Genomic DNA, 16,764 nt, shown 5'->3' on the forward strand with positions numbered 1-16,764 from the left:
CCTACCCCAGCGGCCTAGAGCTGTTCGGTTTCGGCGTAGTCCTGCTCGCCGCCGTCGTTGTCGCTGAAGTTGCCGCTGTCGGACCAGGTGCCGGTGGCCGCGTCGTAACCCACCACGCTGGAGGGGTCGAACGAAGCCGGGCTGTCCTTGAGCGAGAGGCCGAGCGCGTGCAGCTTGACCTTGACCTCGTCGATGGACTTCTGGCCGAAGTTACGGATGTCCAGCAGATCCGATTCGGTGCGTGCGACCAGCTCGCCGACGGTGTGCACACCCTCGCGCTTGAGGCAGTTGTAGGACCGGACCGTCAGGTCCAGATCCTCGATCGGCAGACCGAACGAGGCGATGTGATCCGCCTCGGCCGGCGACGGGCCGATCTCGATGCCTTCGGCTTCGACGTTCAGCTCACGGGCCAGGCCGAAGAGCTCGACCAGGGTCTTGCCCGCCGAGGCGAGCGCGTCCCGGGCGCTGATGGAGTTCTTGGTCTCCACGTCCAGGATGAGCCGGTCGAAGTCGGTGCGCTGCTCGACACGGGTGGCCTCGACCTTGTAGGTCACCTTGAGCACCGGGGAGTAGATCGAGTCCACCGGGATCCGGCCGATTTCCGCACCGGACGCCTTGTTCTGCACTGCCGGGACGTAACCGCGACCGCGCTCGACGACCAGCTCGATCTCGAGCTTGCCCTTGTCGTTCAGGGTGGCGATGTGCATGTCCGGGTTGTGCACCACGACGCCGGACGGCGGGACGATGTCATCGGCGGTGACGGTGCCGGGGCCCTGCTTGCGCAGGTACATGGTGACCGGCTCGTCCTCCTCCGAGGACACGACCAGACCCTTGAGGTTCAGGATGATGTCGGTGACATCTTCCTTCACACCGGGGACGGTGGTGAACTCGTGCAGGACGCCATCGATGCGGATGCTCGTCACCGCGGCCCCCGGGATCGAGGACAGCAGGGTACGGCGCAGCGAATTGCCGAGGGTGTAACCGAAGCCCGGCTCGAGGGGTTCGATGGTGAACTTCGAGCGGTTCTCCGCCACGACCTCTTCGGTCAGGGTCGGACGCTGGGAAATCAGCATGTGGATCATCCTCCTTTGTGGGCGCCCGCTATTTGACGCCTCGTCTAAGGGTTGTGCGTGATCGCCCGGGATGGACGATCACGCACCAGCAGCGGAGCAGCTGTTACTTCGAGTAGTACTCGACGATCAGCTGTTCCTGCAGCGGCACATCGATCTGGGCGCGCTCGGGCTCCTGGTGGACCAGGATGCGCAGGCGGCCAGGGATGACCTGGAGCCAGCCGGGGACCGGACGGTCGCCGACGGTCTCGCGCGCCACCTGGAACGGCAGCGTGTTCAGCGACTTCTCCTTGACATCGATGATGTCGTACTGGGTGACGCGGAAGGAGGGAACATCCACCTTCCGGTTGTTCACCAGGAAGTGGCCGTGGCTGACCAGCTGGCGGGCCTGGCGGCGGGTGCGCGCCAGACCGGCGCGGTACACGACGTTGTCCAGACGGGTTTCGAGCAGGCGAAGCAGGTTGTCACCGGTCTTGCCCTTGAGGCGGTTGGCCTCTTCGTAGTACCGGCGGAACTGCTTCTCCATCACGCCGTAGGAGAAGCGAGCCTTCTGCTTCTCCTGCAGCTGGAGCAGGTATTCGCTCTCCTTGATCCGCGCGCGGCCGTGCTGGCCGGGCGGGTAGGGGCGACGTTCGAACGCCTGGTCGCCGCCGACCAGGTCGACGCGGAGGCGACGGCTCTTGCGCGTTGCGGGTCCGGTGTAACGGGCCATTGTGGTCTACCTTCCTTTCCCGTTAGACGCGACGCCGCTTGGGCGGACGGCAGCCGTTGTGCGGCTGCGGGGTGACATCGGAGATCGTGCCCACTTCCAGGCCCGCGGCCTGCAGCGAACGGATCGCGGTCTCGCGGCCCGAACCGGGGCCCTTGACGAACACGTCGACCTTCTTGACGCCGTTCTCCTGCGCCTTGCGGGCCGCGTTCTCGGCGGCCAGCTGCGCGGCGAACGGGGTCGACTTGCGCGAACCCTTGAAACCGACGTGGCCGGAGGACGCCCAGGAGATGACGTTGCCGGACGGGTCGGTGATCGACACGATCGTGTTGTTGAACGTGGACTTGATGTGCGCGTGGCCGTGCGGGACGTTCTTCTTTTCCCGGCGACGCGACTTCTGGGTCTTCTTGGGGCCGGAGGCCCGTGACTTCGGAGGCATCGGTTATCCCTACTTCTTCTTGCCGGCGACGGTCTTCTTCGGACCCTTGCGCGTACGCGCATTGGTCTTGGTGCGCTGGCCGCGCACCGGCAGGTGGCGACGATGACGCAGGCCCTGGTAGCAGCCGATTTCGATCTTGCGACGAATGTCGGCCTGCACCTCGCGGCGCAGGTCACCTTCGACCTTGAACTCCGAGGCTTCGATGTAGTCGCGCAGCTTGGTCAGATCGTCGTCGGTCAGATCCTTCGACCGCAGATCCGGGCTGACCGAGGTCGCCGCCAGGATTTCCTTGGCGCGGGTACGGCCGATACCGAAAATGTAGGTCAGTGCGATCTCCATGCGCTTTTCGCGCGGGAGATCGACGCCCATGAGACGTGCCATGTGGCAGTTCCTTAATCGTTGCGGAGGTCTGCTCCCTGTCCGTCCCCTCGTCGTGGCGGGGCCCCGGCCTCCGTACCGGGGGTTGGCTCATGCACCTCGGGGGTGAACCCGAATTCCGCAGTGCACGGCTGGAGCTGGGAGTTCTTCTCGGGCGAGTGGCGCTCGCCCATTCAATTGGTGTGCCAATCCGAACCGCGTTCGGTGCTTGGCTGGTGTCAGCCCTGACGCTGCTTGTGGCGCAGGTTCTCGCAGATCACCATGACCCGGCCGTTACGGCGGATCACCTTGCACTTCTCGCAGATCTTCTTGACGCTCGGCTGAACCTTCACGTCCGTCCAATCTTGTTGTGGTTCACACGTGCTGTGAACACAGCTTTTCCCCAGCCTGCCGGCTGGGGAATTCCTGTTTCCCCCGGTCCGTGGATCGAGGAAGTCTTGTGGGCAGCCAATCGCGAGCAGGGACCGCTCGCCGACTCACTTATAGCGATAAACGATACGGCCGCGGGACAGGTCGTAGGGCGAGAGCTCGACGACCACACGGTCCTCCGGCAGGATGCGGATGTAGTGCTGCCGCATCTTGCCGCTGATGTGCGCGAGAACCTTGTGCCCGTTCTCGAGCTCGATCCGGAACATCGCATTGGGCAGCGGCTCGACAACTCGACCCTCGACCTCGATGGCCCCGTCTTTCTTCGCCATATCCTCCGCGATCCCGGTTATGCTCAACCTGGTCTGATTGGTGGTACCGCCCGAATGCAACCGGTCGGTATGGACTGCTTGAGCCCGGACCGGTCGCATGCGAACAGTCGGCGCATAGGTGCACCGCCGCTCAAGCTTACCGGCAGGCGCCCGATCGGGCAAAACACGCCCACAGTCCCCCATCACGGGGCTCTCGGCGCACGGCGCGGAGCACCCACCGCGAGCCTTCCCATCGGAGCACCGCCTGCCCCGGGGCGTGCTTCGGAGGCGGCGGCGAAGCGTAACCACGCAGAGCCTCCGGGGCAGGCAAATGTGGGAACTGCCTCGCCCACGCCGGAACCCGGCTGTCGCGTAAACTGACCGCTGTCCGAGGTCCAGCACATCAGAGGGGGATGCGTGAGCCGCAGCAATGACGGCCTCCCCATGCTGCCGCCGTGGCTCTCCGACAGCGAGGTCACCCAGGTCGGGCAGCAGATCGACTACGAAGCCCCACCGGTTCAGAACCTTCCGCACGACGAACTGATCGAGGACACCCCCGCCCCCAAGCGCCGCTTCAAGCGGCCGGCTCCCGAGGGCGACCGCTCCGACGCCCCCGGCCCCCGCAAGGAGAAGCGCCGCAAACCCTGGCGCCGGGACAAGAACGACGACCACCAGGTCGAGGAGCACGCCGGCGAGCGTAATGAGGTCGGACCTCGCACGTCGCGACCCGGAGATCAATGGTCGAACCCACCGCAGCAACTCGACGGCGGCAGGCAGAGCGCGCCGCCGTTCGAGCAGCGCCCGGCCGACTACCGGCCTGCGGACCGGTCCCCCGAATCCGGTCCGGCCGACCCGTATCAATCCGCCCCCACCCAGCAGCCCTACCGCCCGGGTCCGGACAACTCATGGCAGCAGGGTCCGGCTCAGACCGCCGACCGTCCGTCGGCGCAGCTGCCGACCCGCACCCCGAGCGAACCGCCGGCCGAGTTCCAGCCGCTCGGGCCGCGCCCACCACAGCCGCCGGTCGATCAGCAGCCGATCTCGACCGAGGCGACGGTGCATCTCGGCCCGCGCTCGCATCCACCCGCGCCGCCCGCCCCACCGCAGGCCCCGACTCACACCCCTGCACCGCAAACTCCGATCGCACCGCTGCCACACGCCTCCTCACCGCAGACTCCGATCGCACCGCAGCCGCACGCCTCGTCGCCACAGATCCCGCTCGCACCGCAACCGCCGCAGCGGCACGCGCCGACGCCACAGACTCCGATCGCGCCGCTGCCACACGCCTCCTCACCGCAGATCCCGCTCGCACCGCAACCGCCGCAGCGACACGCGCCGACGCCACAGACTCCGATCGCACCGCAGCCAGACACGTCGACGCCCCAGACCCCGATCGCACAGCAGCCACACGCCTCCTCACCGCAGATCCCGCTCGCACCGCAACCGCCGCAGGGGCACGCGTCGACGCCGCAGACCCCGATCGCGCAGCAGCCGCAGCCGCACGCCTCGTCGCCACAGCCCCCGATCGCGCAGCAGCCGCACGCCTCCTCACCGCAGGATCCGATCGCGCCCTCGCAGGCAACCTCGGCCGACGCGACGTCGACGGCTGATCGACCGGCAGTCTCCGAGCGGGCTTCCTCGCAGGGTGGCCCCGACGCGTTGTCCGTCGACCGCGCGGAGACGCCGACCGCGGAGCCGCCATCGTGGTTGGAGGGACCGCGGGCCGCCGAAGGTGATCAGGCCGAGGGCCGCGAGACCGGCGAAGGCAGCGGAACTTCCGCGGGTACAACTCCAGCGACAGCGCAGACCTCCCCCGACGCAACATCGAATCGCACGTCCGGCTCGCAGGCGTCGGCATCCGTCGCGGGTGCCGGACCCGCCGAGGCACCGCCGGCGTGGCTCGCGCCGGCGGACTCCGCGAACACGCCCGAGCAGCCGACCGCGCAGCGCCCGCTGCCGCGGCTGCCCGACCTGCCGCCACCGCCGAGCCGGCCCCGAGCTTCCACGGACGCAGCCGAATCGGTGCCGAGTAACGCTGCGAGCGATCCTGCGTCGGCTCCCGATGCCGACGATCGAGGAGCCCCGAGCGATCTGCGGACCGATTCGGCGACTGGCTCGCCGAAACCGATCTCATCGACACCGGCCGATGACGTCGCGGTGCGCCGTCCTGATGAGGCACCCCGCTCAGCGCAGTCGGGCGCCGTCGAGCAGGCCGTCGATCCGAACCGCGCCCCGGCTTCTGAGGGTCGCCCCAGCCCGGCGGACAGTGCGGTGTCGACCATGCGTGGCCGGCACTGGCTGCCGTCCGAGGGGCCGGACGCGTCGGCAGACCAGGTCCGCGCCACTCCGGCCGACGCTGCCGAGGCACGTCCGCAGCAGGCGGCGCCACCGGCGGCGGACGGCCCCGTACCGGGCCAACCGCAGAATCCGCACGCCGCGGCTTCGCCCCATACGTCGGGCTCCGAGCACCCGCTGCCCTCCCAGCCGGTCACCGGCATCGGCAGTGGCACCGGCAGTGGCACCGAGCAAGCCCGGCCGACCGCCCCCGAACAGTCGTGGCACACCGGGCAATCCGCGGCCGAGTCCGCGGTCGGGCCGTCACCTATCGCCCAGCCGCCGCGCTCCTTCGCGGCACCGGTGAGCGAGTCGGCTCCCGCAGTCGAGCCGGAAGCTGGCCGGGGTGGATCGCAGAGCATCTACACCACGCCTGCTACCCATTCGTCCGGCTTCGAGCGCCCGCAGCCGTCGCAACCGATCACCGGCACCGAGCAGAATTCGTTGCGAGCGCCCGAACATCCGTCGCAGGTCGGGCCGCGTGGCGCCGACCAGCAGGGTCGACCTGGACCGAACGCCCCGCAGTGGCAGGGCCCGGTCGCACCCGGTCCCGAGGCGCCGGGGCCGCATCATCCAGCGCCCATGCGCGCGCCGAGCGATCAGGCGCCGGGTCCGCACGGTTATCCGCAGGCCCCGGGCCCGATGGCGCCGAATCGAGCTCCGCTCTCTGCGCCGGGTCCGCACGCCGCACCGGAATATCCCTCGGCGCCACAGCATCCCGTGCAGCCACAGCATCCGGTACAGCCACAGCATCCTGTTCCGCCGCAGCATTCCGCGGCGCACGGTGCGAACCCACCGCAGCAGCCCGCGCAGCCGCAGCAGTGGGGCATGCAACAGCAGCCACCGGTGCCGACACCGTCGCTGGACAATGTGCCGATCCGAGGGCGCGCGGCCAAGAAGCCTGCGGGCTCCGGCTGGCGTAAGGCGGTGCACCATGTGTCGGGCGGCGCCATCAACCCGGGCATGTCGGCCGAGGAACGCCGGTTGCAAGAGTTGGTGGCGCGGATCCGGCAGCCGGTGCGAGGCGATTACCGCATCGCGGTGCTCTCGCTGAAGGGTGGTGTCGGCAAGACCACGACCACCATGGGTCTGGGCTCGACCTTCGCCTCGATCCGCGGCGACCGCGTGATCGCCGTCGACGCCAACCCGGACTTCGGCACCTTGTCGCAGCGGGTGCCGTTGCAGACCCGGTCGACGGTGCGCGACCTGCTGCTCGATTCCTCGATCCAGCGCTACTCGGACGTGCGCAGGCACACCTCGCAGGCCACCAGCCGACTGGAAGTACTTGCCAGTGAACGCGATCCGGCGGCGTCGGAGGCGTTCAACGAGGACGAGTACCGGGCCGTCGCGCGGATCTTGCAGCGGTTCTACAACATCATCCTCACCGACTGCGGCACCGGTCTGATGCACTCGGCCATGGCCGGTGTGCTGGAGTTGGCACATTCGCTGGTGTTGATCTCCTCCCCCGCGATCGACGGCGCCCGCAGTGCCGCCGCGACACTGGACTGGTTGTCGCTGCACGGGCACGACCATTTGGTGCGAAACGCGGTGGTGGTGATCAACTCTCCACGCGCCGGATCACCGAATGTGGGCATCCAGCAGTTGCGCGAGTACTTCCTGTCGCGCTGTCGCGCGGTGCACATCATCCCGTTCGACCAGCACATGTCCGAGGGCGCGGAGATCGATCTGCACCGGCTGCACAAGCAGACCAAGCGGGCATATGTGGAACTGGCGGCGACGGTCGCCGATGATTTCGCGACCGATCACCGCCGCTACCGGGGTTGACGAGAGGTCGCGGCCGTTACCCGGCCGCGACCTTCTCAGCACACTGTTCCGCCGCCCCGCCCGCTCACCATTCGGGCAGCCTGCGCCGACCGGCCAGTACGTCGCGTACCAGGTCGTCGTAGGCGTCGGCCAGTTCGGCCAGGTGATGCCAGGCGCTGTGCAGCAGATCATCGTGGGCGTCGAGGGTCATCAACGCGTGATGGGCCCGCACGGACGCCTCGGCCAGCCGGTCGATCACCGCGCCGATGGTTTCGGTGTGCAGGGTGGCGCCCAACCGGTGCTGGGGAACGTTGCGCACCACCCAGTCATCGATCGCCATCACCAATTCGCCTCGGCGGCGCTCGATTTCGATGACGGTCGAGGGCCGGGTGTCGATCGATCCGCCCCGGCCGACCAGCCGTCTCTCATGCAGAATCGCCAGGTCACGGGCATACCAGAGCAGCTGACCGCCGATAACACGGTGCCCTCGGCACGCTCTGACAAGTAGATCCGAGGTCGGCAGCGGCCCGGAAATCTGGGGCTGCGCCACCGGATCGGCACTTCGCTGAGTGCCGGGAAGAGCCATTACGACTGTTGTATCCGAACCTGCCACGGTTGCCTCGCCGTCATCGCCGCACAACACCGGATCAGTACGTTCATTACAATAAACCTCGGAAAACCCCTGTCAAGCGTAATCGGGCCGTAGTGGGCCGAAAAGTGTACACTTCGTTACCTGCACGACCAACCGAGGAGCAAGATGGCGGACGGTCCGACGTATCACCGGATCGCAGACCTCCTCCGCGAGGAGATCCGCGCAGGCAGGTGGAAGCCGGGTGATCGACTGCCCAGTCATGCCGAGCTGGCCGATCAGATGCAGGTTTCGATCACTACCGCGCGCAACGCAATTCAGGTTCTGGTCACCGAGAACCTTGTCTACACAGCTACTTCCCGTGGAACGCTGGTCCGAAACCAGGAAGTACTCGAATCCGTGGTCACAGATCATATCCGACCGAATCGGCCACGGTCGGCACATGACATTTTCGAGGAAATCGCGCGCGCCGCGGATCGCGAACCCAGCAAGGAATTCAGCGCCCGTATGGAGCCCGCCGGTACGGAAGTGGCGCAATGGCTGGGCGTTCCGGCTGATTCCTGGGTGCTCGCCCGCACGGTCGTCCAGTATTTGGATAACGAACCGTGGTCCTGGGAGGTCAGTTTCTATCCGCGTGATCTCGCCGAAGCCACCGGAATCGACTCACCGCACGACATTCCCGAGGGTACGACTCGCCGACTCGCCGATCGTGGCCACGCCGAGACCGCCCATCGCGATACCGTCGTCGCCCGGCCCGCAACCGCCGAGGAGGCCATTGTGCTCGGAGTCGCCACCGGAACCGTTCTGCTCGATCACCTTCGGATCGGCGCCAATCATGAACGCGTCACCCGCGCCACCAGGCATCGTTCGATCGCCACCCGCAATCGGCTGGCCTATGAACTAGGTGACGACGAGGGCACGGCCGTGATCCGCCGCGCCCTCGGCAGTTCCTATCGGCCCGGCATCGCGTAGCCATGTCCGTGGTCATCCGGCCCGCGGTGCTCGCCGACCTCGGTACCATCTGCCGGCTTCGGGTACAGCGCACCGCATGGCTGAGCGCGCGCGGTTCGGACCAGTGGACCGTGGCCGGACGGGGCCTGCCGATCGAGATCTTCGCGCGGTCGGTGGGCCGCTGCCTCGACGCCGGGGAAACCTGGATCGCCGAGGTGTGCGGCAGGCCCGCGGGCACGATCACCGTGAACGATCGGGCCGATCAAGGACTCTGGGATCCCGATGAGCTCTCCGACGCGGTGATCGTGCACTACATGATCGTCGATCTGCGTTACGCGGGTCGCGGGGTCGGCCGTCGGCTGCTCGCCCACGCGGGCGAGCTGGGCCGCGAATACGGCCGGGATTGGGTGCGGCTCGATGCTTGGACCACCAACACCGACCTGCACGCCTACTACCGCAGGGCCGGCTTCCAGCTGGCCCGGATCGCCGGCGACGCGGCGCTCGGTCCGTCGCGGGCATTGTTCGAGCGGCGCACCGATTCGTGGACGCCGGCACGCCACGACAGCGCTCCCGTGTTCACCCCGGTACACGGCTGATCCGGCACTCGCGACCTACGCGACGGATATCGCTCGAACTCGCACGGCAGTGCCCGAGCTCGATGCCGGGCTCGCGCGCAGCGGAACGATCGCCTACAGCGGTGGCAGGTGGGCGATCTGGATCATCTCCTGGCCCCGGGTGCGGGAGACCAGCATGCCGCGACCGGGTGGGAGTTTGGTGGGGCGCACGTCGCCGATCAGTTTGCCTTCGTCGCGCGGGCCGCTCATGATCAGCGCGTCGACGGACAGGTTCTTCATACCGCCGAGCACGTGGTCGTAGAGGGCGCGGGAGACGCCGCCGATGCGCCGGGTGACCACCAGGTGCAGACCGATATCGCGGGCCTGGGGCAGGTATTCCAGCAGCGGCAGCAGCGGATTGGTACCCGCGGTGATCATGTCGTAGTCGTCGACCAGAACGTAGATCTCCGGGCCTTCCCACCAGCTGCGGTCGCGCAGCTGCTGCGGGGTGATGTCGGAGCCGGGGATGCGTTTGGACAGGTAGCGGGCCAGTTCGGTGATCATCGGTCCGCTGGTCTGCGAGGAGGTGGAATAGCCTGCCAGGCGTTCATCGGGGACGACTCCGAGCAGGCTGCGGCGGTAGTCGATCATGATGATCCTGGCCTCACCTGGCGCGGAGTTCTCCACCACGCCCATGGCGATATTGCGCAGCAGGGTGGTCTTGCCGCATTCGACGTCGGCGAAGGCCATGAAGTGCGGTTCGGCGTCGAAATCCAGCACGAACGGATCCAGTTCGTTCTCCCCGAGCCCGACCACGACCTTGGTCGCGCTCTGCCGGACGCCGTGCGCGCGGGCGATGGCCAGCACCTGATCCCGGGAGATCTCCAGCGGCAGCATGCGCACCTCGGGGGCGCGCCTGGTGCCCCACAGCTGTACCAGCTGTTCCTTGGCGGCCGCGACACCGTCGGTGAGGGTGGTGGGATCCGAGTCGGAGTCCAGCCGCGGCAGGGCGATCAGCATGTGCAGCTCATCGGGGGTCAGGCCGCGGCCCGGGCGTCCGACGGGCACCAAGGCCGCGGTGCGCCTGCCCATTTCCGAATCCGAGGGATCGCCCAGGCGCAGCTCCAGCCGGGTGCCGATCTGGTCCTTGATCACCGGCCGGATCTCGCCCCAGCGCGAGGCACCGAGGATGAGGTGGATGCCGTAGGACAGGCCCTGCTGGGCGATGGCGTTGACGGCAGGCTCCAGGGTGTCGAATTCCTCGCGCATGGCCGCCCAGCCGTCGATGACCAGGAAGACGTCGCCGAACTGGTCGGCGGCCAGCGGGTCGTCGGGTGCCGGTGGGTTGCCGTTGGCGGCGGCTTCGAGCTGGGCGTATTTGCGGCGACGGAACTCCACCATGGACTCGATGCCGAGTTCGGTGAATCGTTCCTCGCGCTGGGTGAGCAGCGAGGTGAGCTCAGCGATGGTGCGTCGCACCCGATCGCGGTCGAGGCGGCCGGCCACGGAGCCGACGTGCGGGATCCCGGACAAGCCGGTCATGCTGCCACCGCCGAAGTCGAGGCAGTAGAACTGCACCTGCTCCGGGGAGTGGGTGGCGGCCGCGGCCATGATGATGGTGCGCATGGTCGTCGACTTACCCGACTGCGGACCGCCGACCACGGCGACATTGCCCTGGCCGCCGGCCAGGTTGATGGTGAGCACATCGCGGCGCTGTTCGTAGGGCTTGTCGATGATGCCGATGGGCATCCACAGCTGCCCGTGCCGGTTGGCCGGAGAACGCCAGTCCGGGTCGGGCAGCAGCATGTCGACGGTCGGTGATTCGTCCAATGGCGGCAGCCACACCTCGTGCGCCGGCCGTCCGTGCCCGGTCAGCCGTTTGACCACGACCTCGAGCAGCGAATCGGGCAGGCCCTCTTCGGTATCCGCGGTCTCGGTGCCGGGCGGCGGGGGCAGCTCGGGCAGGCCGAGTGGACCCGCCGGTACGGGCGCAGGCTCGATCCTTTCCGGCATCTCCACCGGCGCGGCGGTGAACACCGCAGGTGCCTGCCCGCTGCTGACGCTGCCGCCTGCCTCGCGGGTGCCGGTCGGTGAGACGTAGGGCCCGGAGACGTAGGTGGCGTTGAAGCGCAACGGATCGTCGGCGTCGCTCTTGAGATAGCCCGAGCCGGGGATGCCCGGCAGGTGGTACGCGTCGGTGATACCGAGCACCGCACGAGATTCGTTGGCCGAGAAGGTCCGCAGGCCGATCCGGTAGGACAGATGCGAGTCCAGGCCGCGCAGCTTGTTCTCCTCGAGGCGCTGCGAGGCCAGCAGCAGATGCACGTGCAGTGAGCGGCCCAGGCGGCCGATCATCACGAACAGGTCGGCGAAATCCGGTTTCTGTGACAGCAATTCGGAGAACTCGTCGACGATGACGAACAGCGCGGGCAGCGGATCGAGCTGAGCGCCCGCCGCACGGGCTTTCTCGTACTCGGTGACATTGGCGAAATTGCCCGCTGCGCGCAGCAACTCCTGGCGCCGGTTCATCTCGCCGGCCAGCGCGTCCTTCATCCGGTCGACCATCGAGAGCTCTTCCTCGAGGTTGGTGATCACCGCCGCCACATGCGGCAGCGGATCGAGTCCGAGGAAGGTCGCACCGCCCTTGAAGTCGACGAGCACCAGGTTGAGGTAGTCCGGTGAATGCGTGGTGACCAGCGACAACACCAGCGTCCGCAGGAACTCCGATTTACCGGAGCCGGTGGCGCCGATGCACAATCCGTGCGGGCCCATGCCGTTCTCGGCCGACTCCTTGATGTCGATCTCGACCGGCGTGCCGTCGGGTGTGACGCCGATCGGCACCCGCAGCCGTTCGCGGGCGGTGCGCGGACGCCACACCTTCGAGGCTTCGATCTGGGCGGCGTCGGGAATCTTGAGCAGCGCCATCAGACCGGGATCTGCCCTGGTCTCGTCGCCGAGGCTGACGATCTGCGCCGCGGTGGCGATGCGGTAGCGGGCCAGGCCGCGACCGAACGCGGTGGCTTCGGCGATGCTGACCTCGTCGGCGGTGGCGAACTTCTCGATGCCCGCCGCGCTGCGCGCGCTGACGTCGCCGTCGGCGACCACGAGCTGCAGGCCACGGCGCACCGCGAGCCCGTCCTCGGGTGCGGTGAGGTCGAGTACGGTTACCGAGTCCAAGCCGGATTCGCTGACCAGGCGTTCGGTGCCGTTGACGTAGCCATCGTCGATGACGACCACCAGATGCAGCCTGCCCTGCGTCGGCTGCGGATTGCGCATGAACCGGCCGCGTTCGATCAGCTCCGCGGACAGCGCGGTTTCCAGCTCACCCAGTGAGCCGTACATCATCCGGGCCGAGCCCATACCGTCGCGCATCGTCGGATGTTGCAGGTGCGGAAGCCATTTCGCCCATGCCCAGTTCGGCCCGTCCGGGTCGGCGCAGACGATCGCGATCGCGACGTGGTCGGGGCCGTGGAAGGCGGCCAGCTCCATCAGCATGGCCCGCACCAGGGTGCGCGCCTCCTCGGCGACCCCGCCGATATTGATGGCGGGGAACGCGCGCAACGAGACCGCCGTCGGGAGGCGGTGCACCACCGAATGGGTGCGCACGAACCGGCGCAGCGCCACCGTCGACACCGGTTCGAGGTCCTCGAGCGGGCCGGTCTCCGGGCGGGCCAGTTTGGTGGCGAGGCGGTGGCTGCCGATGCCGACGCGGACATGCCCGAAATCCGGGTCGGCCGGGCGGCGTTCCCACATGCGGCGGGTTCCGATCACCGAGCGCAGGTCCATCGGCTCGGGATGGCTCCAGGTAAGTGCCTCGAGCTGTTTACTTCCGGTGCGGCGCACGTCTTTTCGCATCTGGTCGAGGTAACGGAAGTAGTCCTTGCGTTCCTCGTTGAGCTCGGCCGCCGACTTCGGTCCGCCGCCGCTGCGCATTCCCAACATCATGCCGACCATCGACATGATCATCATCATCGGGAACATCATCATCATCGGATTGGCGAACAGGTTGCGGCCCATCATCGCCATCATCGCGATCATGCCGACGACGGCGACGAGCATCACCACCGGCATCAGCTTGACCAGCAGCGGAGCGGGCAGCGGGCGCGGGATCTCCGGCGGGGAGTTCAACGCGACTTCCCCGCCGGGTGCGCGCGGCGGCGCGATCCTCGGGCGTCGCACGAAACCTTCGGTAACCATGGCGGTCCGCTACCCCTCTGTTGCTTCCGGGTCGAGGTCGGAGATGTCGGCGTCCTCGCCGCGGCGACGGAACGGGATCCACAGCGCGGTGCCGATCCCCAGCACGGCCAGGCAGGTGATCGCACCGATGGCGGCGATGCGGCGTGGCAGCGGGTCCGGGCCGGGCGGGCGCCACGGCTGCGCCATCGGGCTCGGGACGTCGGCGCCTTCGCTGATCGGCTGATCGGGCAGTTCCGCGGTCAGCGCGGCCACGGGGTCGATCAGGCCGTGGCCGATACGGTCGTCGCGGCCGGGCCCCGGTGCGTGCGCGGTGCGTTCGATCCGGTCGATCACCTGGGCGGCGGTCAGTTCCGGGAAACGGGAACGGACGAGGGCGGCCAGGCCGGCGACGTAGGGTGCGGCGAAACTGGTGCCCTCGATGGGGCTGATGCCTTCGGCGGTCTGCACGCCGTCCACCAGGCCGACGCCGCCGGGTTTGCTGTCGAGGGAGACGATCTGGCGGCCGATGGCGGCGACACCGATCCACGGGCCGTTCAGCGAAAGTTCGGACACGACGCCGTTCGGATCGACCGAGGCGACCGAGAGCACATACGGGTCGAACCAGGCGGGGCTCGCCACCGTCTGCACCCCCGCCCACCCGGATCCGGTGTTCTGCGCTTTACAGGCGCCGTCGGTCTGGAGATTGCCCGCCGCCGCGACCACCACCACATTGCGGTCGTAGGCGTACTTCACCGCCGCGCCGAGCGGCTCGTCGACGGTGTCGACTCCTGCTGCGGCACAGGCTACTTCGGAGATATTGATTACCGTCGCGCCCATGTCGACGGCCCGCACGACGGCCGCGGCGAGGGTGAGAACATTGCCGTAGCCCGCACTGGCGATGGCGCCCGGCTTCTCCTGCGAACCGCGGCGATCCTTGGCCTCGAACGCCAGGCTCAGCTGCCGGATGGTGAGGATCTCCGCCTCCGGCGCCACACCGGCGAAGGCGTCATCGGGGCTCGGCCGGGCCGCGATGATGCCCGCGACCAGGGTGCCGTGTCCATCGCAGTCGACGGTTCCGTCGGTACCGGAGACGTAATCACCGCCTGCCTGCAACGCGGGCAGCCGGGGATGGCGGTTGACGCCGGTATCGATCACCGCCACTTTCTGCCCGGCCCCTCGGCTGAACTGCCAGGCCGAGGGCAGATCGAGCATGGCCTGGGACACCGGGACCTCGACGGGTGGGCCACCGTTGAGCACCGGTTCGGCACAGACCGATCGCTGTTCGGTGGGTTCGAGGGGCGCCGGGCGACCACTGAGAGCCTGTGCCGCGGCCAGCGCACCGGGATCGATCTGCGGTGGCGGGACGGCATGTGCCGCCGGCAGGCCGAAGCCAGCAAGACTCAGCGTGATAGCGGCGGCCACCGCATGGGCACGCCTGCCCATCAGATATTCCGTGCCATCGCGTACACGCCCATGATCCACAGCACCAGCGGAATCACCGTGCAGATCAGCAGATATTCGAAGATCTCGCCGGAACGCCGTGTCACCGGGGTGATCTCGATGTGCGGGCCGATCACGCCGAACACCACGACCGCCACCGCCAGTGCCAGCAGCAGCCCACCGCAGAGCAGCGGATCGGCGCCACCCAGAGCCAGCCCGGTGAGCAGCGCGGCGACGATGGTCGCACCGGCGATGATCAAGGTGGCGGCCTGCGCGAGATCGGCGAAGGCCCGGCCACGCAGGCACAGGATGATGGCGGTGACCACCGCGAGCGCGACCCCCTGCCAGCGGGAATCGCCCAGCGGGTCGGCGGCGCCGAGCGCACCGGTCACGCCCGCGATCGCACAACCGATGAGCAGGCCGGTCTGATACTGATTGGCCACGCGTGCTCGCCGGCCGAGCCCGGCCGCCGACGGCAACGCGGTGGCGCCGATCGCGCCGATGCCTTCGATGGTGGGACGCTGCTCATGATCGGCCGGGTCGATCGCACCGCCCGCGGTGGGCACCGGCGGCACCGGGAGCCGCGCCAGCACCGCCGACAGCCGCGGCACCGCCGAGATCAGCACGATCGCCGCCACCAGCAGGCCGGCACCGATCTTCGGCAGCGCCGGATCCCACACCATGCGCACCAGCGCGGCCACTCCCCCGCAGACCGCGACCGTGATCGCTGCGGTGAACAGGGTGGCGCCGGTGCCGGTCGCGCGATAGACGCCGACCGCGGCGACCAGCGTCACCGAAAAGCCCAGCAGCAGATGCGGACTGCCGAGATCACCCGGCACAAATAGGGCAGCGCCGCCGAACAACAGCAGCAGCGCACCGAAAGACAACCAGACCGCGGTGAGTTCGTCGTCGTACTTGCGCGCGGCGATGGCGGCGGCCACCGCCGCGCCGATGCCGACACCGGTGGCCAGGAACGGGGCTGCAATTCCGAGCCCGGCGTCGCGGCCGGCGGCGAACAGGGCGAGCGCGAGCACGGCGGCCACCACGGAGGCGACCAAACCGGTGCAGCGCGCGGCGCTCGGCGACCAGCCGCGAAAGTCGTTGGCGGTCAAGCGGGATACCGCATCGATGACGTCGTCGAACAGAGCCGGCGATTCCTTGGCGCTCACCGAACGCAGCACGAGCAGTTCGCCGTCGAAGACCTCCGCCTCGGTGAGCGTGCGGCTCGGCGCGATGGCGTCACGGCCCAGCCGGGCCAGCGTCCAGTGCCGAGTCTGCAGCGGAGCGCCGCCGTCTTCGGAGTCGACGGGTGCGGGGTTGCGGGACTCGATGAGAGCCACCAGATCGCCCATGAAGGTCGCGATCGGCACGTTGGCCGGCAACCCGACATCGAGCTGGGTATTTCCCCCGATGACGGAAACCCGGCACAGTTCTGGCTCAGCGGTACCGGCGCCGCTGCTCAACGTCTCGGTCAATTGTCGAACGACCCCAGTTCTTTCCTGCACGTTTCAGACACTCGCGACCGGATTCCTACCCGTCGAACCACCGGCGAGCCACTCCGCGGCACCAGCTCGATATTGCGACCGGACCACGTTGCAACCTACCGGCAGCGAACAATAATGTATCGGACAGGCCATGCCGACGCGATTTATGTCGCGGCCGGGCCGAACTCGTCCGTGTCCG

Annotated in this window: 13 protein-coding genes and 1 pseudogene; 4 read left to right on the forward strand and 10 right to left on the reverse strand. The window is 68.2% G+C overall.

The window, feature by feature from the left end:
* Positions 1-14: 14 nt before the first annotated feature.
* The 6 genes from AC5W7N_RS00475 to infA form a co-directional block, all read right to left on the reverse strand.
* Complete coding sequence (locus AC5W7N_RS00475) at positions 15-1,073, reverse strand: DNA-directed RNA polymerase subunit alpha (protein WP_014349149.1); 1,059 nt, start codon at positions 1,071-1,073, stop codon at positions 15-17.
* Positions 1,074-1,176: 103 nt separating this feature from the next.
* Positions 1,177-1,782: a 30S ribosomal protein S4 gene (rpsD, locus tag AC5W7N_RS00480; protein WP_036533322.1), complete on the reverse strand. Its 606-nt coding sequence runs from the start codon at positions 1,780-1,782 to the stop codon at positions 1,177-1,179.
* Positions 1,783-1,804: 22 nt separating this feature from the next.
* Entirely contained in the window at positions 1,805-2,218 is a 414-nt protein-coding gene (rpsK, locus tag AC5W7N_RS00485; protein ID WP_014349147.1) for a 30S ribosomal protein S11, read from the reverse strand.
* A 9-nt stretch (positions 2,219-2,227) separates the two neighbouring features.
* Entirely contained in the window at positions 2,228-2,599 is a 372-nt protein-coding gene (gene rpsM / locus AC5W7N_RS00490) for a 30S ribosomal protein S13 (protein WP_014349146.1), read from the reverse strand.
* 215 nt (positions 2,600-2,814) lie between these two features.
* Positions 2,815-2,928 (reverse strand): 50S ribosomal protein L36, encoded by a 114-nt coding sequence (gene rpmJ, locus AC5W7N_RS00495; RefSeq protein ID WP_003938068.1) that lies wholly within the window; start codon positions 2,926-2,928, stop codon positions 2,815-2,817.
* A 144-nt stretch (positions 2,929-3,072) separates the two neighbouring features.
* Entirely contained in the window at positions 3,073-3,294 is a 222-nt protein-coding gene (gene infA, locus AC5W7N_RS00500) for a translation initiation factor IF-1 (protein WP_003418601.1), read from the reverse strand.
* Between the two features lie 396 nt (positions 3,295-3,690).
* On the opposite strand from infA, the gene AC5W7N_RS00505 reads away from it, so the two are divergent.
* Positions 3,691-7,392, forward strand: coding sequence for a nucleotide-binding protein (locus tag AC5W7N_RS00505; RefSeq protein ID WP_324197393.1), 3,702 nt, complete (start codon positions 3,691-3,693; stop codon positions 7,390-7,392).
* 64 nt (positions 7,393-7,456) lie between these two features.
* Here AC5W7N_RS00505 and AC5W7N_RS00510 read toward each other — a convergent pair whose 3' ends face one another.
* Positions 7,457-7,711: a DUF4254 domain-containing protein gene (locus tag AC5W7N_RS00510; RefSeq protein WP_228781130.1), complete on the reverse strand. Its 255-nt coding sequence runs from the start codon at positions 7,709-7,711 to the stop codon at positions 7,457-7,459.
* Between the two features lie 417 nt (positions 7,712-8,128).
* Between AC5W7N_RS00510 and AC5W7N_RS00515 the strand changes: the two are divergent.
* From AC5W7N_RS00515 to AC5W7N_RS00525, 3 genes and pseudogenes are all read left to right on the forward strand, one after another.
* A pseudogene (locus tag AC5W7N_RS00515) lies at positions 8,129-8,275 on the forward strand (winged helix-turn-helix domain-containing protein); the annotation flags it as partial.
* A gap of 192 nt (positions 8,276-8,467) precedes the next feature.
* Positions 8,468-8,932, forward strand: coding sequence for a UTRA domain-containing protein (locus AC5W7N_RS00520; RefSeq protein WP_228806982.1), 465 nt, complete (start codon positions 8,468-8,470; stop codon positions 8,930-8,932).
* Between the two features lie 2 nt (positions 8,933-8,934).
* A complete protein-coding gene (locus AC5W7N_RS00525) occupies positions 8,935-9,507 on the forward strand; it encodes a GNAT family N-acetyltransferase (RefSeq protein WP_194992239.1) in 573 nt (190 codons plus the stop codon).
* 93 nt (positions 9,508-9,600) lie between these two features.
* Here the strand turns inward: AC5W7N_RS00525 and eccCa are convergent, their stop codons facing one another.
* The 3 genes from eccCa to eccD are packed head-to-tail and all read right to left on the reverse strand — an operon-like array spanning position 9,601 to position 16,556.
* The gene (eccCa, locus tag AC5W7N_RS00530; RefSeq protein ID WP_495923006.1) at positions 9,601-13,662 is read right to left on the reverse strand and encodes a type VII secretion protein EccCa; all 4,062 of its coding nucleotides are present in this window, start codon (positions 13,660-13,662) and stop codon (positions 9,601-9,603) included.
* A gap of 9 nt (positions 13,663-13,671) precedes the next feature.
* Positions 13,672-15,084, reverse strand: coding sequence for a type VII secretion-associated serine protease mycosin (mycP, locus tag AC5W7N_RS00535; protein WP_495923007.1), 1,413 nt, complete (start codon positions 15,082-15,084; stop codon positions 13,672-13,674).
* Complete coding sequence (gene eccD / locus AC5W7N_RS00540) at positions 15,084-16,556, reverse strand: type VII secretion integral membrane protein EccD (RefSeq protein ID WP_495923009.1); 1,473 nt, start codon at positions 16,554-16,556, stop codon at positions 15,084-15,086. Before eccD ends, mycP begins: the two co-directional genes overlap by 1 nt.
* Positions 16,557-16,764 lie beyond the last annotated feature (208 nt).

The organism is Nocardia sp. CDC519, assembly GCF_059509835.1.

What these genes read in the sequence shown, in the direction of transcription:
- AC5W7N_RS00475 (WP_014349149.1), bottom strand. Translation starts at nt 1,073, where the DNA reads ATGCTGATTTCCCAGCGTCCGACCCTGACCGAAGAGGTCGTGGCGGAG.
- mycP (WP_495923007.1), bottom strand. Translation starts at nt 15,084, where the DNA reads ATGGGCAGGCGTGCCCATGCGGTGGCCGCCGCTATCACGCTGAGTCTT.
- rpsD (WP_036533322.1), bottom strand. Translation starts at nt 1,782, where the DNA reads ATGGCCCGTTACACCGGACCCGCAACGCGCAAGAGCCGTCGCCTCCGC.
- rpsK (WP_014349147.1), bottom strand. Translation starts at nt 2,218, where the DNA reads ATGCCTCCGAAGTCACGGGCCTCCGGCCCCAAGAAGACCCAGAAGTCG.
- eccCa (WP_495923006.1), bottom strand. Translation starts at nt 13,662, where the DNA reads ATGGTTACCGAAGGTTTCGTGCGACGCCCGAGGATCGCGCCGCCGCGC.
- infA (WP_003418601.1), bottom strand. Translation starts at nt 3,294, where the DNA reads ATGGCGAAGAAAGACGGGGCCATCGAGGTCGAGGGTCGAGTTGTCGAG.
- AC5W7N_RS00525 (WP_194992239.1), top strand. Translation starts at nt 8,935, where the DNA reads ATGTCCGTGGTCATCCGGCCCGCGGTGCTCGCCGACCTCGGTACCATC.
- AC5W7N_RS00510 (WP_228781130.1), bottom strand. Translation starts at nt 7,711, where the DNA reads ATGGCGATCGATGACTGGGTGGTGCGCAACGTTCCCCAGCACCGGTTG.
- rpsM (WP_014349146.1), bottom strand. Translation starts at nt 2,599, where the DNA reads ATGGCACGTCTCATGGGCGTCGATCTCCCGCGCGAAAAGCGCATGGAG.
- AC5W7N_RS00520 (WP_228806982.1), top strand. Translation starts at nt 8,468, where the DNA reads ATGGAGCCCGCCGGTACGGAAGTGGCGCAATGGCTGGGCGTTCCGGCT.